We start from the raw sequence: 22253 nt of genomic DNA on the forward strand, positions 1-22253 counted from the left end.
TGATAGAAATTAAAGGTTAAAGTAAGGTAAGCGGAAAGGTTAAATTTTATTTAAAAAGGTGCAATTGAAAAAAGCTGGTGGCTTTTTTCAACTACACCTTTCGTTATATTTCTTTATTGTAATCGTTGTTCCTTGTTCACTTGACTCAATATCCCAATCTAGGTCCATTCCTTTCACCATCATGTCAACTATGGACAAACCTATTCCTGCTCCTTTTTCATTTGATTCATCATTCATCCCTTTTCCTCGATCAATAATGATGAGTGAGTCAATATTGTCCTTTGACTCTGTTTTTACCCCGATATATTGTCCACTCCGTGCATGACGTACGACATTTTGAAAAAGATTATCCAATATACGCCCTAACCAAATTGGGTCAACCAGCCATTTGGTTTCTTTAAAAACATTTAACTCAATATCGATTTCAAATCCTGCTTTTTCAAATACTGGGTACCATGAAGCTAAAGATTTGCGTACAAAACGAACAACATCGATTGCTTTTCGATCACATTTATACTTACTAGCCATTAGGAGAGAATACGACATCAAATTTTCAATTAAACTGTCAATATTCACAACCGAAGCTTCAAGCGCCTTTATCGCTCTTTTACCGTCTGCTGATAAATCCTCTTTAGCTATTGAATAGGTTTGAGCTCTTACCTTCGTTAACGGTGTACGTAAATCATGAGATAAATTGGCAATTAATTCTCGACGTAATTGCTCCTCCTTCTGTTCACGTTGTTTACTTTCTCTCAATTCAAATACCATTTGATTAAACGTTTGTTCAAGTTGACCAATTTCATCCTGCTTTTTTACGTTAATTTGAATTGGCAGATTATCGACATCTCTTAGCTCCATCGCATCTTGTAACTTTACTAAACGTTTTCTAATTCCTCTAAAAAATAAAAAGGAAGCCGTAATAAATAAGAAAATAATGAGAATGACACCAATAAACAAAATTGATCCATAATTGTCATAAACGTCTCTAAGTGGTGGATTAAACGTTGACCTTGGCACTTCCAAAACAATAAAGCCATTCGTTTCGTTTTCGCCTAAAAATGCGATTATCGTAAAGGGGTCTCCTCCATAACGCTCTTTAATAAATTTTGTCGTAAATGCCGGTGTCCATTCTGATGGCAGCTGGTCCTTCAGATTAACTGTTGTTAATAGCTTTCCATCTTCACCTACCCAAAACATCGATGCATCAGCATATTGTTGTGTCCACTCGTAAAAATGTTGGTCTACTGTTTGAACCGTGACATTTTGGATATCTTTTGCTTCTTGATGCCATTTCTCCTCTACTTCCTCAAAACCTTCATAGCCTTGGGATTGGCTTTTATCTTCCGTATCTTTTGTTACCTCGGATACAAATACAGCAATAAGTATGTAAGTAAGTTGAACAAGTGAAAGTGCCATTAGGATAATGAACATATACTTTGCCAACAGAGACCGGAAAATCTTCCTCATATTCTCACCCTATACCCGATTCCCCGAATCGTTTCAATAATTGTTGGCTTTCCTGGGTTTTTTTCAATTTTTTCTCGTAAATAACGGATATGAACCATCAAGGTTTTGTCGCCTTCAATAAAACGATCTCCCCAAACACCTTCATATAACTGTTCTTTTGTTAATATTTGATTTAAATGTCGAATAAAGTATTGCAATATATGATACTGCTTTCCCGTTAATTTAACTTCCATACCTGTATCGCTCTCAACGATTCTCATATCCTTTGTATAAACGGTTAAGTGTTGAAGCACTAATTTATCTTCATTCTTTTGATATCTCCTTAATAATACCTCGACACGTGCTGCAAGCTCATCTGGATGAAAAGGCTTTGTTAAATAATCATCTGCAAAATGGAGACCCTCTATTTTATCCTCTACCGCAGTACGTGCGGAAAGCATTAAAATAGGCAGGTCTCCATTTTCTTTCTTAATCCGTTTTCCAATCGAGAAACCATCTAATCCAGGCAACATAACATCCAAAATAACGATGTCGGTACTTGCTATATAGTTTTCAACACCTTCGCCAGACTGTAGCCACGTAACCTCATATCCCCTCTCCATTAAATCCTTTTTGACCCACTTGCCTATATCACTTTCATCTTCTATGTACAAAACATGAACCACCTTTTCCCCTCCCTTACTAATCATTCAAATTACTATTTGTCTAATCAATTATGTCAATCTTTACAATACTTATATAATAACACTACTATCCATTATTTGTTGAAAATGTTATTTATTTATATTGCCACCACTTTTTAAGGACCAATATTGGAATTACCTTCATTCGTTGCAATAATTAAGAATAATTTTTTTAGAATAATTGATGATTCCATACTTCCCCTTTCGAGTATCTTACCTGACTGAGAATCGGTGAATGAAGGTGGCTTAGTTTAAGTGAGGGTCAAACTTCAAGAAACTGTGCATTAACACATTTGAAATGGTGAAGCTCAAATAGCCTAATTTTCTCAGCAATGAGTTGAGAAATTAGGCTATTTATTACTCTTATGTTGGAAGATTCATTTTGATAGAAATTTACTATTGTGTTGCATGTTATTCTTTATTGGAAACCACCAACAGTGTTCCATCATATTTGTTTAATAGTCGAATCTCGTATTGATCATCTTGTATCTTTTTTTTCACCTCATCAGAATCTAAAAAAGTGCGCAGAGCTGAATCGATTTCTGAGAGAATTTGTTTATCAGGAGGATCAGACATTCCCGCTCCCGTTTGAATCGAAACATATGAAACCCCGCGCTGCACATTTAAGCTAAAAATATTAGTTACATTATAAATTGACTTCCCAGCTAAAGCCTGATGAATATCCGATGTAATTCCTTCCCAGCGGCTCCTTTGCCTTTGGTCTTCGACATCGGAATAAATATATTCTAATTTAACCTCGTTAATCTTCAATTTTTCGTTCTTAATCGATTTCATGACATCGCTTTTGATTTCTTCAGCTTCTTTCACATGCATCGGCATATCCAAATAAAGAGTATCTTTTCCTATTCCAAATGATGCATATTCCGCCCAATCTGAATAACCAAAAGTCGAGAACGCTGTGCTAATGATTTCCCGCATTTTGTCAAATGTATCCGATTCACTCTGTCTTTCTTTATACTCTTTATCTTCTTGTGTAAAATTCAATGTATATTGATCAATTCCTTCATTATAAAGTAACTCCTTAATTTCTGGTTCAAGTATTCCTTGTATTTTAGCAAGACTATCTTCGCCTTTCTCCAACCAAATAGTAATTGTGTACGGATTATACGAAATTTTTACATGAAGTGGCTTGTAACCAGATTGTTCACCCACTTCAAATATTTTACCTATTATTGATGAATTACTTTTCATTTCAAGCGGAATAATTTTCGCAGCTAATGATGCCATTGTTGTTGAATACAATGGAGAACTAATTAACAATAAAAGGGCTGTAAGCGCTATTGAAAGGACTACTTTTTTGTTTATTCTTTTCTGTTTAACAGCTGTTTTACTCTCAAGTAATATTCGTTTCTTTAAATGGTCATGATATTCTCGTTTCATCCGAAGTTTTTGATTAAGGCTTTGGAAAGATTGATTTAACTCATCATCCAATGATTTCTTCATATTCAAATCCTCCTTTAATCAACTCATTTTTTAATGCTTGTAAACCTCGTTGAAGTGAGCTTTTAACCTTACTTTCTGACCATCCTAAAATTTCAGCAGTTTCTTTCGTTGAAAATTCTTTTAACTTACGTAAAACAATCACTTGTCGATAATTTGGTTTTATCCTTTGTAAGGAATGATATAGTTTTACTTCATCTTCATTCATTTCCACTAATTGATGAGGTAAAGGCGTTACATCGCGTTCATGTAACGATAACCGTAAATAATGCAACAACGGATTTTTTTTACGTAAGTAATCTTTCGCCGTATTTTGTGCAATGCTAAATAACCATGTTTTTATAGTAGATTTCTGAGTAAATGTATGATGCTTTCGATAAGCTTTCACAAATGTTTCTTGAGTTAAATCCTCTGCCTGCTGATAATCTTTCACAATCATCAAAATAAATGTAAAGACAGACTCCCCATAATCGTTATACCATTGTGAAATGGTTTCCTGAGTATCCAATTAATTACCTCTCCTCTCTTCCTACTACTTAGACGAAATGTATAAAAATCGGTCGCAAAAAAAGCAGACATTCTTGTCTGCTCTAAAACATTGATACAATATACTAAAATGGTATCGTTGTTCCAATACGATTGAGATAGAAAAAGCACCTTTGGAAAATATCTTATACTTCATCGTGCCTTACGTGGATAAAACCTTGTCTACTTGATTATGTTTCTTAGCAAAGAAGACACTAAACAATATGTACGTCTGTACATTTCTACGGAAAATTGACTTATTTTTTTCGAGTTTAAAAAGCATTTACTCTACCTGTTTTAAATTCTAAGTTCTTCCTTAACTCAAACCAACGGAACCACTTTTGTTTATTCTTTTTCAAAATGAACTTTCATTATTATTGCTTCACTTTTTTGTCTTGGGTTACATAAAAAGTCATCACATTTAGTATTATGGTGACGATGAGAAGAAATGCCGAAGCAAAGGCAACTGCATACATCGTGTCCATTAAAGCACCCCAATCTTCAACTGTTACTTTGTGATAGATGTAGAAAATCTGCAAACATAACGAAATACTACAAGCACTAATACTTATAAAAGACAAAGTAACCCAATGTCTATTTTCATATTTCTTTTCTCGTGTTAGAAGACTAATAGGAAGTGTCCAAGCAATTAGCCCAAGCACGAGACTTCCAAGGTTAAGCAGCCCGTACATATTGTAATCCCCCTACTTTGACAAATTTTTATCGATTTCACTAAATTATAGAATAACATGTAATATTTAGAACATCTACTCTTATGTAAGAGTCTCAACATTTTCAATTAAGCTGTACTACAATAAATCTTTCCTTAGTCATTTTAAATGTGTTCAACAATATTGTTAGATATAACCTTAGTACCATAAAAACTATTGATCGCCTGAGAGAGGGTCCGAAATGTTCTTCCTTGATTACGTCGATTATTCTTTTCACTTCTGGAGCATTATGTTTAATAGAAGCTTCTAGAAATATCAGGTTTCCATCTATTGAATGATTCTGTCATAACTACTGTTGTTTTCTACCATTCATGTAACATGAGTGAATAGACTATATTGACACGATTCAAACAGAGCTTCATAGCTTAAAATCTATATCTTGCATGTAATATCTAACTTTATTTAACTTATTAAAGTATGCCATTTTCATACTTTTAGTAGTTGATTGTTTTGACCTTTATGCTTTATTATAAATAAGTCCGTAATTCTATTTTGTTTTGTCATCACGATATTATTACTAAACTCAAATAAAATTCGAATTGAATATGACAGGAGGTCGAAAATTATGAATAAATCAAGGATAGTACTCTCTTTCCTATTAATAGTAGTATTGTTCTTTACAATTGGCAATACGAATACGGCGTATGGCGAAGGTTCTTCAATTACATACAAGGGAGAATTACCTAGTCAACAAGTCCATAGCTATTCTTTCTCTACTGCCAAAGAAGGAACGCTCTCCATCCGTTTTTTGTCGAATACAGAAGTATTTTACTCTCTCGTTGACAAAGACACAGAGAAACCCTATTACAGTGGTGACTCTTTACCAGTTGGAGACTATGTCCTTTCTATTTCATCTACAAATAAGTCTGACAGAAGCTATGAAATAAAGTTAACAGGAGACCTTGACCTTTCAGGTGATACGGAATTACCATCTTTGAATGTGTCAGAGCCTTCCCCCTTTACGAAACTAAGTGTTGGAGATTTCAACACAGGCTTTAACGGATCTAGTAATGGCTCAACCATCAATTACATTATTAACCGACACACACAAGCCAATACCCTTTCAAGCTCTTTTTCAAAAAGTGTCGATGTATTGTTTGGAACAAACACCATTGTATCATTTGCAGAATCAGCCAATGACAATAGCATCACAGATACACGAACAGTCGTATCACCAGGTGCTAAGCGAATTAGCGGAGATACTCTATACTTAACATATGTGGAAATTAGTAAAGAAATTGATAAATTTGGTGGAAATACGGATACCGTCATCATAACAGATGCTTGGGATGGCTTTAATGATTCCATTCTTGGCGTTGTATTAGGGTATCAGGAAAAAGCGCCCCTTTTATCGATTGACACTGATTTCGTTCCAGATGAAATACTGGGCGAAATCAAACGATTAGGCGCAAAAAAAGCAATCATTATAGGTGGAACTGTCGTTGTTTCAGATGAGGCTGAAGCACAACTACGTGATGCCGGTTTATCTGTTGAACGGATTAGTGGGGATACCCGCACTATTACTTCAAATTTGGTTGCGGAAAAAATCATGGACGAATACTCGACTTCCGCTATTATCGTAAATGGACTTTCCTTTGATGAACCACTTTTAATTTCATCTTATGCCGCTGAAACAGGGAAACCCATTCTCTATACAAATGGAAATTATTTACTCGAGGATACGGTAAAGTTTTTAACAGACAACCCACAACTAAACGATTTTATTTTAGTAGGTAATACAGAAGTAGCGTCAACTAATGTAGAAAAAGAATTAGAGGAATTCGGGAAAGTAAGACGGGTTTCTAGTAGCGATATTTATGAGCTTCCAAATAGTATTGCATCTGACCTTCACTATACAAAGAGAAGCGCCGTCGTTGCGGCCACTTATTACGATGGAATTCCTGGAGCTTTATTAGGTGCTTTTAGTGGGGCAAATCTGTATTTAACCCCTGAAGACGAAGATTTACACGGAGTAGTAAAGGACACATTCAATGATAAGCTGCAACATCAAGCGCTTGATAATGTGTATCTTATCGGGGGAACCTTAAGAGTCCCTCAATCTGTTGAAGACTATCTCCACAACTTATTCAAATAAGCAAAAAAGATTAAATTTCAGTCATCATACTGATGTAACGAATAGAAACATCACTTACATTCCCCCGTTATTGACAGGTAACGGGGGTTTAAGTTTTTTTTACATTTATTTCTACATACCCCTTGTTTCGATACATCACAGCAAATCGTTCGTTCCTTTTCATCCTCTTGCTCTTAATAAACACTAATTGTTACAGATTAACCGTATGTCGTTTCTTTCTCTCCTTTAAGAACGTAATTGAATATTAAAAAAACCTTGAAGGGCTTAGTGTCTATCAAGGGTTAAATCACTATTATTAAACTTTCTTTCTTAACTGTTCTCGAATTTCCATTAAAATAATACCTAACATGTTTTTGCCTGAACCATCCTTTCCACATCCCCAATAGTAGTCATTTGACGTTTTCTCAATGATGTCTTGGTCTCCGGTAGAAAGGAGTAGGCTTTGTAGGTCTTTATGTACTGTAAATTTTGTCAACACGGCTTTTCTCATCACATCATCTTTCACATTTTCCCAATCTTCCCTAAGGGGTTTGCTTCTATCACGTCCCATTTTTGCCGCTTCCATAGGGGAATCAGAACGTCTAACCTCTTCCTCCGATTCCGTTCCAATAAATTTCATTGCTTGAAAATAGTGCTCACTCGTGGGCCAAAAAGAACCATCTAATTCAAACCCATGATGAGAAAAGTTTGAAAAACTACCATAATCGTCTTTCATTTTATAAAAGTAAATTGCCATGTTTTTGCTCCTATGCATATTTTATTCTTCTTTACAATTCACTAATAAGGGCATCCCAAAGAACCTTTCTATCTACCCTTCTAACTTCTCTAATTCCCATAAAGAGGGTCTGGATATTGAGCATGGTCCGCTTCTGCTGTAACAGAAGCCTATGGGAGAAACAATGATTCTGTTAAACTCTTTTCCATTGTTATTCTCCTTATAAAAATACATCCTTACCATTGATGATCCAATATCTATATTCGGGTGGGATAGAATCCGTAAACATAAAATCCTCATACTTTCCAACCCACCCATTTGGTACGAACACTTCATATGATGCTGGTTCAGGATAATAGGATAAAAATATTTTATTATCAAAATCAATATATAGAGAGGGGACCAAATCAACAATATCGCTATAAAATCCGCCCTTCAGTATGTTGTGCAATTCTTCTGTTGAAGCCTCCCTAATGTGATTCAGGAAATCCTCCGCTGTATCCTCGTTCACTATATCAATATCATATCTGTCAGAGAAGTCATTAGAAAGATCATCATCAAAAACTATCTTACTAAAAGCAGCAGACAGTTTACGTAAATCCAAAAACCAAAGTTCCTTATCCGCAACATACCACCTATCCTCATTTTTATATTTCACAAACACAATGATCGTTTTTGCATACTTAGGACTCTCCTTCAATCGTTACGCCTCCTTCATATTTAACTATGGTACGATTTGTTTTAGCATGCTTACGTGCAATCTCACACTTTATCCTTAGCACCAATTATTTAGTCCTTCCCTTTTAACATGTCATCTCTCTTAATGTTGAGATGCTATATATTAGAAAGTTGTAAGTTTTATATTTACCTAATGAACATTTAGGTCTTCATCATCCACTAATTCCGCTTCAATTACAGTGTAAGTTTTGGTTACAGGTGAACCTCCATATTTAGTAAGAATTTGAATAATGACATTCAATAACCCAAACTCTGCTGATATCCCCTTTCCTTTATAGTACTGTTCATTTATATCTAATGCTTCGATTTTATAACTAAGGTCATTATAAGTCATAGTAAATGTACACTCATTTTCATCAAACCATTCTAGTAAATCTGTTATTGAAGGAATCCAAGTGCCTTGTCTATACATTTTTTCATCACATAATACTTTCGTTGACGGTACAGTTCTCCCTCCGACAATCCAAGTAGACTTATCATATTCATATATATCCTGTGGATATACTTCTTCAGCATAATTGGGCCTTTTAAACCTTAAATGAAATAACTTTTCTGCATCTCTTTTACTTAAGGTCATTCAATATCTTCTCCATTTATTCTATCTTAATAATCGTACTAGTTTTACTTTTATGTTTGTCATGATGATAATTTCCCTACATTCAAACCTGGAATTTATTGAATTTTTCATCCTTTTCGCAAGAAAACTGTGTTAACCATCGCTTTTTTCAACAAGGGCGCTATGCTATTAAAGAAGCAGGATGCTGGTTATCCACCTTTCATACATTATTTTGAAACTCTTTGTAACATGGTTATTAATGACTTAATTGAAATTCAGTTGAACCTTTTAAATTGTTGTGTGACTTGAAATTACTTTCATTTAGCTAGAAAGTAGACTATTATATAGGTTCTCTACACTTAAGAAGCCTAGTATCTTATAGCTCATAAATTCAAGAAAATATTTTATCTATTTCATTCGCATAATTAGTTACTGGATCATTGATTTCTATAAATAAAGTATCTTCATCAGTTGCAGGTTCATAGCCAATGATAACTTTTGGAATTTCATACTTTTTCTTCACATCAACTAGATAATGGATTAGCTTTTTCAATCTTATCTTATTTATGTGTCTTTGATTTATTAGTAATTGAGCTTCTGTAAAATTAAATACAATATCACCCAATTGTTTATCAAACGAGTACACAACTACTACGTCTTTCAATAATATACCTAGCTGCACTTCTTCAAAGAAGATGTTTCCTGTTCCTTTTGGTGATAAGGTTTTCTCTATGTTTTTTACTTGAGAAATACCGATATCTTTATGTATAGTATAATCAAGGAAATGTGATGATTTCACTTTTAATGTCGAGATTTTAAGTTCTTCATATACTAATCTATCAATATCCCTCTTTCTAAAATCCCTAAATAGTATCTCTACGTTTTCCAACTCCATCCCTCCCTTATTAAAGCTCGATTAACTCAACATCTGTCTGATCCTTATTATGTTTTGTAATCATTGAATTTGCATTAAGCCACTTGCCCTTTTCGACGACTAGATTAACAGAATACTTATTACCAATTAGATCCTAACTTTGGTCTAGTGTAGTCCATCCAGCAGAATTGAGTTCATCTTTAAGTGACGTAAATGCTTGTCTTGAATCTGACCCAATGATTGCACGGGAGATAGCCTTTCTGGCAATATCATTCTACTTTTTCCATCAATTAATTCTATTATATAGTTATTAGACATTTTTTATCCTCCCTTACTTTTTAGGATATGCCGTTTTCCCTGATCTAATTAGATTTCAACTTGAGTTCTAGATGAGCTAGTAAAAAATCTTACTCTTTATACTAGCACCAGTGTATAGTCTAGCTCGTCTTATAACATGTCAGCTCGGCCAATTTAGAAATAGATTTTTTGTAATATTCTACGATGGTACAACCAGCAGAAATTATGAGTTCCAAAGGATACTATTTATATATTCATTGTTTTTTATTGTTTGCTTTTTTTAACAGTTAACTACCATGCTTCGATATTAGTACTTTGTCATTCTCTTGTGTTAGTTTGCCTTCAGAAATTGTTGATGAATACATTGTAAAAACTCATCCAAATTGCTTAGTTTATCTTATTCAATTTCTTCCTATCTGATTATTTTCACCTGTACTCTAACGTTAATTAATTTATTTCTGATAATACCTCTGCCGCCTTATTCAAATCATCTAAAATTCCTAGATTCACCTTAATCAAATTTAGAAATGGTTCTTCCTAAAGTAGCAATCGTTACTGCTTCAATAAAGTTACCATTCATATTTAATACAGTTTTTACATAACCTCTTTTATCAAGATCAACACGTAATTCAGTATTAATAAAGAAAACTATCTCTTTGATAAGTAAGGATCATCAGAAATTCATCAATGACTTCCCAAACATTTGAATTTTCGAAATGTTTTTAAAGAATAGACATATTTTCATTTTATTAATACCCTATTTTGTAATGTGATAAGGTAAGTTAAAAAATCTATCTATTATTCTTGCATTTTTTACATACCATAAGCATTTGAATCTTCATAATACGTTAATAATGTTAACAAGATTTCTCTTAATACATACTATTGTTTGCCTCTTTGTTTAGCTTTCTATTGTAAAAAGTATTTCAATACTACCAAACATCAATAATCACACGTAAATTTAAACGGCAAGTACAAACAACAAAAAACCTGATCTCAATGAAAACTGTGAGATCAGGCGGGTATCATAAGGTTTTCTACTTTCTTAATAATTTGAGTACAAATGAGATAAGTCTGCTGTTGTTTAACTCAAATGAAGAAATTCATTGATACGTTTTTCCAACTCTAAAGCAAAGCTTTCATCATAACCTAGAAAAATCATTCGTGAGGACACTGTCCTCAATAAATACTTGTTTAGACCCAAATTTTTTGAGCTTTCAAAACTAACGATTTCATTAAAATAGATTATTGATTTCGGTTTAGAACCTATATGTCTATATACTCTTAAACATTCAGCACTCATTTCTACTTTTTCAAAGCCCAAAACAATAAATGCTATATAAAAGAAGAATAAGGAAGAACCCCAGGTTAAAACTGCTAAAAATAATTCGCCACCTTGAAAATTATATAAAAGGGGTAAAAATAAGAATAGAACTGCAGCACAAAGGAATTGTAATCCTAGTTTTTTCGATGGTTTATAAGTGTCTATTGATCTCATTCTTAATTCAACTCCCATTTATTGTATAGATATGATTGCCCCTTGGCTATCCCATATGAAGCACTGGTACCCACAGCAATACCTGCTGCTGCTCCCACCACTAAGTTGCCACCTGAAAGACCAGTAGCAGCTGCACCTGAAAGCGTACCAGCATAAAAAGAGCCAGCAAATCCTCCTTGAATAATACCGATCTTTAAGGCTTTCTTACCCGTACTCAAATCTGGATCATTAATAGTAGCCACTATATCTGTGATAGGAAATATTGCTGAAGCAAATGGAGCGATTCTCCCAATACTTTTAGCAAAAGGTTTAGCATATCGTTGGTAATTATCTGTTATGAGAGCCGGAAAACGATTTTTCATTCTATAATTTCCTAATTCACTCGTGACCCCTGCGACAAAACCTGCTGCAGTGTCTATAAAAGCTGATCTATTCATATACTTATCTGAAAGTTCCTGAATTTCGTTACTTGCTTTTTTAATGGTATCAGGTGGTATTCCCAGCATGTCGGCTGACTTATGCATAATCTTTGTTGCTTGGGCGAGAAACCTATGCTTCTTAGACGGCTTAGATTTCTTACTGCCACTAGTAGTCGATTTGTGACCAACACTACTATTATTTCCACCATTCACCTTATTCTTATCACCAGTAGGAGGTCGACGTTCAGGACGAGGAACGTTCGGGACGTACGCTCCGCTTGAAAGAATTTTATTCCCGTCTGGATCAACAGCATAATGCCCGGTTGGATCGACAAAGTTGATAGGGTTATTTGTCGTATACGTATATAAATGTTGGGTCCATGGGTCATAGGCGTTCCCTTTATACGTATCCTGTGAGATAAATCGTCCCGTTTCAGAGCTATAATAGCGAGCATTCATATAATGTAAGCCAGTTGATGCATCGTGAACGGCACCGGTGAACTTCACATCATTTTTAAACGTCTTATCCCCAACTTCTTTCGAATTACCGAAGTCGTCGTACTCATAGCCCTTCACTCGCTTCGCTTCAGGGTCGAGCACATTCGTGACGCTTCCGCGAGAATCATAATGATAGAAGAAATAATTATTCGCGTAATTTCCATCAAAGCGCTTCGAGCTAATAATCGCGCCAATTGGACTTAGGACGTTTTCCGTAACCTTTCGGTTGTCTTCATCCGTCGTGTAAAGGATGGCATCGTCGTCATAAATGTATTTTGTGACAAGTCCATTTACATCTCTTCTTATCCGCTGTCCATCCCCGTTGTAAAAGCTTTTTGTGATAGACGTCTCTTTTCCAGGTGTGATCGTTTCTACCTTAGACAGTTGGTTCGCTTGATCATACGTATAGTTGGTTGTGACATCCTTAATTTGTCCATCAATGTCTTTTTTGATGATTTCTTTTTGCTGATTGCCTCGGCCATCATACTCATACGTCGCATGTGGACTACCATTTTTCGTTGTCGTCTTCAGCTGGTTGAATTGATTGTACGAATATGAGAACGAATCGCTTCCTTCTGTCATCGTCTTCCGGTTTCCAACCGCATCATACGTGTAAGACGTCGTCTTGTTGTCAATCGTAGATTCCTTCAGTTGACCGGCTTCATTGTATTGGTACGCTTTTTGAACCGTTTTTGCTTCACCGTAATTCGTGTAAATCTCTTCGTTCTTAATGAACCCACGTTGATCAAAGGTCAGCTGATACTCTTCAAGCTTTTTCGTCCCTTGTTCAAAATAACCAATCGATTCTGTTTGTCCGAGTGTATCGTACACATAATCAATTTTGACATAGTCAGACCCATTTGTATCAAATTTCAAGTAGTTTTTCGCATAATCAACTTGTGCGGCCGCGTTGTATACAACGTCTTGTACCTTTTTCCCTTCAACGAGGATCGATTCTAAGCGACTGTACTCATCGTAAACATAATCAATATCCTTTTGTTGGTCCCCATCCTCGGTTGGATAATACACCTTTGTCACATTATCACTTGCGTCATATTGGTAGTTTACGATCGTTCCGTCTTGCGTTTCTTGCGTTAAGCGGTCATTTGTATCAAAGGAATACGTCGACGTGATCGTTTTTCCATCGTTGGAATCGACCATTTTCTCGCGGTTTCCGTTGGCGTCATACTCATATGTCGTCCACTGTTTATCACCGTAGGTCACCTTCGTGACAAGATTACGCTCATCGTATTCTTTCGTAACGATAGAGCCGTCGTTATGAACGGTTTCAACTAAATTTCCATTCAAGTCGTACTTGAAGGTTTGCTCCATCTTATCAGAATCACCAGTGGTTCCTTCATTGACTTCTTTAAATACACGACCAAGTGCATCTAAGTAGGTCGCCTTTTCCCTGCCTAGCGCATCCGTTACCGTATTTTTAACATAGTCTCCCTCGATTTTATCGTACGCATACGAGGTCGTTAATGATTCTCCGTCAACAGTTTGATTTACCTTTTTCAATCGATTGAGTTGATCGTATTCGTAATCTGTCGTGTTCCCTTCTGGATCAATCGATGTAATGGCATTACCTTGTAAATCAAACACGTTTTTTGTTACAACGTTTTTGCCTGCTGGATCAACGATTATTTCTGTTTGACGACCAAGTTCATCGTAGACAGATTGCGCTACACGCCCTTCTCCGTCTGTTACCTTCGTCATGTTTCCAACATCATCATACTCATACATCGTGGCAGCATTAAACGCTTCTTCTTTTACTAAGCGTCCAACTTCATCAAAGTACTGTGTGCTTGTCCGACCTTCTCCATCGGTATACACGATTTTTTCATTATTATTTTCATCATACTGATACGATATTTCTTCTTCATCTTCATTTGGGTAAATCGTCTTCTTCAAGCGGCCGACTGCATCATACTTGAAGGTCGTCACAAACCCACGCTGATTTGTTACGTCTAACAAGTTATGGTTCAGGTCATACGTTTGCTTAACGGTATACCCTTTCGCATCCGTCGATTGAATTAAACGGTCGAGCACGTCATACTTACTCTCTATAATATTCCCTTCAGGGTCTTTTATCTTCACAGGGTTTCCTTGTGAATCATACTCCATGATTTCCGTGACTTTGCCTAAAGGCTCGTTAATTTTCGTTACTCTTCCCTTACGGTCATACTCGTACGTTGTCGTTTGGTCAAATTCATTCGTGGTCGTTTTCTGATTACCGAAGTCATCGTACGTATATGAAATGGTTCGCCCTGCCGGATCTGTAGACGTAAGCACGTTCCCTCGTGCATCATACTCGTAAGACGATGTGGATGTCACACCTTCGGATATCGGAGTTATAACCTCTCCTACCAAGTTCATCTCATTGTAATCCTTAAATTCCGTGATATTTCCTAATGGATCGGTAGTCGTTAAAATATTGCCACGATCGTCATACGTATAGCGGTGGTGTAACGTCTTCTTCTCACCGTCAATCGTATTGTCATAATACACATGATCAACGAGCATATCATCCGTGTATTCATAATGGATTTGATGGTTATCAGGATTCGTTTTGGAGGTGATATTGCCGTCTGCATTGACGGTAAAGGATACTTCCTTCCCTTTATCCGTTGTGATCGTCGTCTTCTCTCCGTCATACGTAAAGCTAGAATATTCGCCAATCGAATCGGTGACTTTCCTTACTTTCCCATCTTCGTATTGAAGCTTTGTTTCATAGCTTTCCGCATCAATTAACCCTTGAAGCTCTGTAAACTCTTCATTATACACATACGTTTCCGCATATTCTTCATTTTTAATGACTTGGTACGTTTTCTTCAACCGGTCTGACGATTCGTCGTACTCAAAGTGATACACACGATCAGATGGGTCAACGATCTTCTTCAATCGATCTTTATAATCATAGAAGAGGTACGTTTGCTCGCCGAGATTATTAATCACATGCGTTAAGTTTCCTCTCGTCGACTCATAAAAGAACACTAAGGAATTGCCGTTTGGTTCGGTTAGTTCCATCAATTTCATATGCCCGTCAAAGACATATTTTACTTGATCTGTTCGTAAAATTTCGTACGAACCATCCGCCTTTTTCGTCAACGTCATATGAACCCCTTTAGGTGTCTCATACGTTCCGTCTTCCTTTTTGGCAAAACGATGCAAACTACCATCGCCGTCTTTTAAGATCAGCCCGATTTCTTCGCCATCTGTGTTAAATTCCTTTAACAACGTCGTATTAAACGAGAAATCCCAGCCGTAGCCAAGCGGTGTTTTTGTCGTCGATTGACTGTTAAAGCTTCGTCTCATCACCATCGCTAATTGTGGTGACACATGGACAAAATCAGAAGATTGATACACAAGATTCCCGCTTGCGATGTTGACATAGCCTTCCCCTCTTGCCGTCGGGAAGCTGCTATAGCTCCAATAATCTTGTAATCCTAGGTGCTTCTCTAGCTCTTCTTTCGAAACAACTTGTGACTTCGCTTCATTCGACGCTACGCTATGACGAGACGTTCCGTTCAACTCTTTTACGGCCACAACCTGATAATAGAAAGTCTGTCCATAATTTAAATTATAATCATTCCAGTACGTTGCTCTTACGCCTTCTTCCACTAATGTCGCTTCAGATGGAGTAAAATCTGGCGTCGCACTACGATAGATTGAGTACGTAACATCCTTTGTCGCTGAAGCGTCCCAGCGCAGCAGCGTCATGTAGTTGACGTTCGGTGTTGCACTAACGTTTTTCGGCTCGTCTATAAGCTTAACTTTAAACGAATGACCTTGTGTATTCACGTACACAATCTCTGAATCCCAAGATTGTAACCTCGGAGATACCCCTGCAGTAGCTGTCGAGAGTGTCGCCTTCACCTTTAGCTCACTTCCAGAATGCGATAACGCAAACGGTTCATTTAACGTGATCGCATCCCACGTTTTCCCACCATCAGCAGAAGCTTCGTACGAAATGGATGTACCACTTGGCTTTTCTTCTGATGTCGTCAACAAAATGGTACTAATGTCACCAGGTACCGTTACAGCAGTCGATTCAACCATCCCTGTTTTCGCTGTAGACGTTAATTGAATTCCTAAGTCCGTTCTCTCCGCACTCGAAAGTTTCGCAATCTTTTCCTCTGTTTCAAACAGATCGACAATCCCTTCTGTCTGATAAGCGTACGTGCTGTAGTGATACTGTCCAGAGGCATCCTTTCCTCTCACATACAGCTGGTTCAAGCTATTTTCAGGATATTGCGTTGCATCAAAGGAAAGTTCATCAGCCGCCGTTTCCTTTTTATCTACGAGCTTGGAATTAACAAATAAATCGACTTGATCATAATTCAATACATCGAGAATTGCATTCGGACTCGCGACATATTCAACCGACTGTGTCTCGTTGGTCACCGTTTGATCTCTTTCAGGATTTGTCACCTTGATAAGCGGTTCAATACTCGATGTATCCTTCGAGTTAAGCACACTTGTCGTCTTCGTTGTGTCATTCCCCGCTTCATCTGTTGCCGTAAATTTCAAAGTATAGACTCTGTCATCTACTAAATCCGATGTATTCCATGAATAATTTATTTCCTCTGAAGTAGAAGTTCCTTCAGTGAGTGTGGTGAAGTGATCCGGATCAGACCCTTCGCCATAAGCAAGAGTCCATGTATATTCTCCCGCTTCCTGCGTTTGGTCATCTTCTAATTCCTGAAGCATAATGGAATCAAATAAGGCCACGCCCTTCGCAGCTGGATCCTGATGGTCCGCCATAACAAAGATCTGAATTTGCCTTGCATCCTCTGGGGTGGTAAATGTATGATCATGTTCTGTCCATTCACTCATCCCTGTCAATTGATGATCTTCACTATCAATCCACTCGAGGTGCTTCCCGTCTTTCTTCATGATTTTGAGCTTGAAATAGGCATTTGCACCCTCAAGATCCGTTTTACTATTTCCTCTTAATCGATACGTCGTGTTTGGCTTTACCTCTACTTCATACTTTGCCCCGAGATATCCGCCATTACTAGATGCGCTCGGATTGATCTTGAGTGTCATCGTTTTCTCAAAGGATTTCGGCGGGGAATACATTCGACCAAAGTCATGTTTTTTGACTGTTGTCCAGCCGCCAACTCCTGAAGTAAAATCACCATTGTCCACTAAGCTTGCAGAATACTTCTGCGTTTCTTCGTTCCATTCTTCAAAATAAATCGAATCAAACCAGGCCGATCCTTTTGCGTATTCGTCTTGGTGATCTACCTGTAGATACAGCTTGACTCTTCTTGCATCACTTGGGGTTGTGAATGTATGTTCATCCTCTGACCAATTATTCACCCCTGCCCACACGTGATCTTCACTATCAATCCATTCAACATGATGGCCATCTTTTTTCATAATTTTGAGCTTGAAGCGAGCACTCGCGTTTTCAAGATCGGTTTTAACTTTCCCTCGTAAGCGATACGTCGCGTTCGGCTTTACCTCTATTTCATAAGTAGCAGCGAGGTAGCCAGGATCTTCTTGCGAGCTCGAGGAATTTGGACTCAGTTTTAGGGCTAGCGTTTCGACATCGGTTTCCCCTTCATTCGATACCGACCCATCATCGTTGCTCCGAACCTCTGTCCAACCATCCAGCCCATTTAAAAATTCTCCGTTATGAATCAAGTTGGCGTAGCTTGCTTGAGGGGTTAGATTGTGCACTCTGACCCGAACCTCTTCGATCCCTTTTACCGTTTCGTTTTGCTTCGGATTATCAAAGGAAACGATCGGAGCATCCGTATCTTTATACAGCTTAGCTGACTTTGCAAGTCCTGTATTTCCTTCCCGGTCAATTCCTCTGATTTGAATCGTGTGAACACCGTCTGTTAATTCATTCGGAATGCGTTTCGTTCCATCCCTACTAGTCGACCCGATATCATCCCACGGCTGATCATCGAGTTTATATTGGATGGACGCTAACGCAGTATTATCGGTAATCCCCTTCCAGGTTACACTATAGTCATTTGATGTACTCCAATCTGACGGGGTTACACTAACTGCAGATGGCGTGCTTGGTCTTGTCCGATCTTTCGTCTTATAGTCACTTGAAGTCGAATAGGATGTGTAATTTCCTTTGTTGTCAAAGGCTCTTACTTTAAATGCAATCGTTCCATCATCGGGCAAGTCCTTTACTGTATAGCTATACTTACTTCCTCCCGTCGATTTGACACTAGTTACTGCACTCCACGAACCATTCACTTTCTTTTGCACTTCATAATAATTAATGCCAGACCCGATAGTGGCAGGAAGATCTGCCGCAGCATTCCACGATACGGTTGCTTCCGCGCTGTTCCCACTATTGAGGGCACCATCTTTCACCGTCACTGTCGGCTTTGAAAGCTGATTTGGCGGTGTACTATCCGGCATGATAGGACGCGTTGAATCAGAATAAGGGGTTTCTACGCCGAACTCTTTATTATAGGCAACAATTCGAATCCAGTAATTTTGTCTCGTCTGGTAATTCCCGCCTGAAGCGATATACGTATAGATCGGGTTATTTGGCAGTTCCGCTCCTCTTCCATCCGTATGCAGAGCGTAATTTCCCCGTTCTATTTCCGCATTCGTCGGCCATAATTTCTTTCCTTTCGTTGACCAACTCGTCACGTTCCCAACATCATAGTATTGATAAGCTTTTCCGTTAAAGATTGCCACCTTATACCCGTCAGCCCCCGTCACTTTGTTCCAAGAGATATCGAGGTAACCTGTTGTCGTGTTCTTCCCACTTGAGTAGGCTTTCACGGTCGGTGCTGTTGCTTTGGCAAGTGTCGTATACGTGATTTCTAACTTAGGTTGTAACGTAGAATTGGAACCTGATACGACTTTCTTCCAATATTCTTGGCCATTTCCATTCGTATGGAGCTTAAAGCCATAATTTGTTTTCTTTCCTTTATTCCAATCCTTTACAATGTTCGTCACATCAAACGTTGCCCATTGCTCTCGGCCAACGTTAACACTTGTAATGTTCGTGGAAGACGGTTTATTACTCCACGTTAATGTACTTGCATTCCATGAACTATTAACATAATCCACCCAAAGCCCATTCGGATTATTGGCATAATAATGATGCGTAACATACACTTTTAGTTTTGCACTATTCACCATATAGCCTGCTTCAGGTGTCAAACCACTTGTATTCGGCTGTAAATAGGCATAAACCCTTCCTGAACCTGAATCATAATACCCTACTTTTAACGTATATTGTCCTTGACCGCTGTCCCATTTCCCAGAATTATAATTCGTCGTTGGATAAGGGCTCATTACGAATGTATCCATCGTATTCCCAACGGAAATAGATGGATCAATATAGACAGGATATTGACGCTCTGGATCGGTTAACCAGTCTTCATCCGCTACGACAGAGAGAATATATCCATTCTTCGCTTCCTCTAATTGATATTCAATTTTATCAGACCGAACTGCCTCTCCTTTATGGTCATCATAATTTGAATCCTCCATATAAGGCTTCGGTACAGTGAAAATTGGCGTTTCGTCTTCATCAACAAATTTGAGTTCACCGTTTTCGGTAATTTCCCCTGTTAATTTCGTTTTAATATGAAATGAAAACGTACTTAGACCTTCATAGGAATGAAGGATAAAATCTTCTTTCGTTTCTTGGTCAAATGAAACATTCCGCAAATCCGTATTCGGGAAAACTTCCTCGTATGTAACAGTATTGCCTTCAAAGGTTGCTTTCACATCCTTTGGCTTCACCGAATCCACACCCTCACCAGATGCTTCTAAAAGGGAATACGAAAGGGTATGTTCACCAATCGTAAACTTGGCATACTTTCCTTTTTTCATTTTTTTTCTAAATTTCGCTTGTAACGTCGTGTTTTCTGTTTCAATCTCCTCTTCACTAGTAGGATCTTCTACGAACTCCGTTGAAATTTCTTCAAACGTGTCGTCGTCCTCCCCCTTTTTATGAATCGGATTGAAATAGATTTCTTCCGTCAAGGTATCATCGCCATTATAGATCAACTTCGACGTTTCCGTCCGCTTTTCGACGATTTCATCACCAGGTTCAAGCCCTTCTAAGAGCTCCTCCTCGATCGGTTCAACCTCGTCGTACTCTTCTCCTTCCGACAACGGCTCAACAGCTGCTTCCTTCTCCTTTTTGCTTTCCGCATTTACAGCTGGAACCGGAATTGATGAGATGATCATTGTGATGACAATAAATAATGTCAAGAATGATTGTAATTTGTTTCTCATCTCTACCCTCTCCTTTCCTATAACATTCATATAATCTACGTCAAATAATTGCTAGTTTCTATTATTTTCAACCTTTATATTCTACTAAAAAAAAGTAGAAATATCTATGTAATATTACATTAATATTACATAGATATTTCTCTTTAATTGAATAAATTATAAGAATAATTTAATACGGGGGTTATTTCTCCATAACTTTAAGTGTTTCTTCAGTCTTTTCATTCATTCCTCTTCTTAATAAACACTAACCACTATTTCGATTCATTTATTTACCTACTGGAAGCAATTATTTTTTATATTTATATAATGATTCCAAGTAATGGACATTATATATATTACATTGAATTTGTAAGATGACGGAGGAAAAACACCTCCCAGATAAACTATTTATCTAGTAGAAAAAAGGAAGGAGTAGGAAATGTGCCAAAGGAATAACAGGATAAAATGGTATATAATGAAGGTTTTCAATAAAGAAGAATGTCCATTTTTAAAAGCTGGTCCTTTTTCCGCTTTTACGTGGGTATGTTATCTAAAGTTTTTTATGCTCGTGTTGTTCTGCCAGCTAATATAGGTCAATATTTGTAAAGAGATCATCCTAGATAAAAGATGATATAGTAATAATGAACGTGATATGGCATAAGCTCCATCAATAACTTGTTGACGCTAGCTATGATAGCTACTTTATGAGGCCTTCCCTCACTTCATTTGTCATTATATGAACGAATCTTCATTTTTTGATTATTGATTAATCTTCACTGAACAGCTGTATAGAGTCTCTTACGAAGCTAAATAGATCCTATTTTGATCATAGCCGTATACTTATCAGATTGCTAAATCCTTGCATCAAACCCTGCAGAGGCTACTATTTTTTTCGTGACTAAACTGAGGTACATCTCCTATTTTTGAAATAAGTATCGTTGTTATTTTAGTTGCTATCTCTGGGATAGCTAAAAGAAGCTCAAACTGCATTGCTAACGATTTAATTTCCTGTTCTTGTACATTCAGAGAAACTCTCGTTATTGAAGAAGCAGTTGAATATACATTTTTAGCGTAACCAAATGGCTTTGGTGCAGAGTCTTATTAAATAGGTTTCGTTCTGGTGATTCTTTAAACTTTAAGGCCTTCTCATAAAACCACCCATACGATCATTTTCCTCCTATACTATGCATTTCCTTAGCTAATTCTTCTGCTGGTACCTTTACTTCTTCATAAGAAATAATATAGTGTAGGCTTTTTTTTGGATAAAGGCCATTCAAATTACTAAAAACTCCTTTATATTCAAGAAATACTTGATCAACTTTTGTAAAGAAAAACCTATAAAAGAAGGCCAACCAGATAAAAATCAATGATGACCTTATATGATAATTAGGCGTGATAAAGTGTTCATATTGCTTACCCAGACGTATAACCATCTTCATATTGAAGGCTAAAATCGCCTCTTCCCCATTGCTATTAGGA

Annotated in this window: 12 protein-coding genes; 1 reads left to right on the forward strand and 11 read right to left on the reverse strand. The window is 37.1% G+C overall.

Annotation, left to right across the window (positions count from 1 at the left end):
- Positions 1-87: 87 nt before the first annotated feature.
- The 5 genes from WAK64_RS15770 to WAK64_RS15790 form a co-directional block, all read right to left on the reverse strand.
- A complete protein-coding gene (locus tag WAK64_RS15770) occupies positions 88-1467 on the reverse strand; it encodes a HAMP domain-containing sensor histidine kinase (RefSeq protein WP_336587952.1) in 1380 nt (459 codons plus the stop codon).
- Positions 1464-2132, reverse strand: coding sequence for a response regulator transcription factor (locus WAK64_RS15775; protein ID WP_336587953.1), 669 nt, complete (start codon positions 2130-2132; stop codon positions 1464-1466). Before WAK64_RS15775 ends, WAK64_RS15770 begins: the two co-directional genes overlap by 4 nt.
- Positions 2133-2561: 429 nt before the next feature.
- Positions 2562-3614, reverse strand: a complete 1053-nt coding sequence (locus WAK64_RS15780; protein ID WP_336587954.1) for a DUF4030 domain-containing protein — start codon at positions 3612-3614, stop codon at positions 2562-2564.
- The gene (locus tag WAK64_RS15785) at positions 3595-4119 is read right to left on the reverse strand and encodes an RNA polymerase sigma factor (protein ID WP_336587955.1); all 525 of its coding nucleotides are present in this window, start codon (positions 4117-4119) and stop codon (positions 3595-3597) included. Before WAK64_RS15785 ends, WAK64_RS15780 begins: the two co-directional genes overlap by 20 nt.
- 391 nt (positions 4120-4510) lie before the next feature.
- Positions 4511-4828: a hypothetical protein gene (locus tag WAK64_RS15790; RefSeq protein ID WP_336587956.1), complete on the reverse strand. Its 318-nt coding sequence runs from the start codon at positions 4826-4828 to the stop codon at positions 4511-4513.
- A gap of 604 nt (positions 4829-5432) precedes the next feature.
- Between WAK64_RS15790 and WAK64_RS15795 the strand changes: the two genes are divergently transcribed.
- Positions 5433-6962, forward strand: coding sequence for a cell wall-binding repeat-containing protein (locus WAK64_RS15795; RefSeq protein ID WP_336587957.1), 1530 nt, complete (start codon positions 5433-5435; stop codon positions 6960-6962).
- Positions 6963-7257: 295 nt separating this feature from the next.
- Here the strand turns inward: WAK64_RS15795 and WAK64_RS15800 are convergent, their stop codons facing one another.
- The 6 genes from WAK64_RS15800 to WAK64_RS15825 form a co-directional block, all read right to left on the reverse strand.
- On the reverse strand, positions 7258-7698 hold the full coding sequence (locus WAK64_RS15800) for an NADAR family protein (protein ID WP_336587958.1): 441 nt from the start codon (positions 7696-7698) through the stop codon (positions 7258-7260).
- Between the two features lie 199 nt (positions 7699-7897).
- On the reverse strand, positions 7898-8377 hold the full coding sequence (locus tag WAK64_RS15805; protein WP_336587959.1) for a hypothetical protein: 480 nt from the start codon (positions 8375-8377) through the stop codon (positions 7898-7900).
- A 168-nt stretch (positions 8378-8545) separates the two neighbouring features.
- On the reverse strand, positions 8546-8992 hold the full coding sequence (locus WAK64_RS15810) for a hypothetical protein (RefSeq protein ID WP_336587960.1): 447 nt from the start codon (positions 8990-8992) through the stop codon (positions 8546-8548).
- Between the two features lie 370 nt (positions 8993-9362).
- A complete protein-coding gene (locus WAK64_RS15815; RefSeq protein ID WP_336587961.1) occupies positions 9363-9866 on the reverse strand; it encodes a hypothetical protein in 504 nt (167 codons plus the stop codon).
- 1360 nt (positions 9867-11226) lie between these two features.
- Complete coding sequence (locus WAK64_RS15820; protein ID WP_336587962.1) at positions 11227-11640, reverse strand: hypothetical protein; 414 nt, start codon at positions 11638-11640, stop codon at positions 11227-11229.
- Between the two features lie 2 nt (positions 11641-11642).
- Positions 11643-20795 carry a DNRLRE domain-containing protein gene (locus WAK64_RS15825; RefSeq protein WP_336587963.1) on the reverse strand — a complete coding sequence of 3051 codons (9153 nt, stop codon included), beginning with the start codon at positions 20793-20795 and terminating at the stop codon, positions 11643-11645.
- Between the last annotated feature and the right edge of the window lie 1458 nt (positions 20796-22253).

The organism is Bacillus spongiae (genome assembly GCF_037120725.1).
GTDB lineage: Bacteria > Bacillota > Bacilli > Bacillales > Bacillaceae_K > Bacillus_CI > Bacillus_CI spongiae.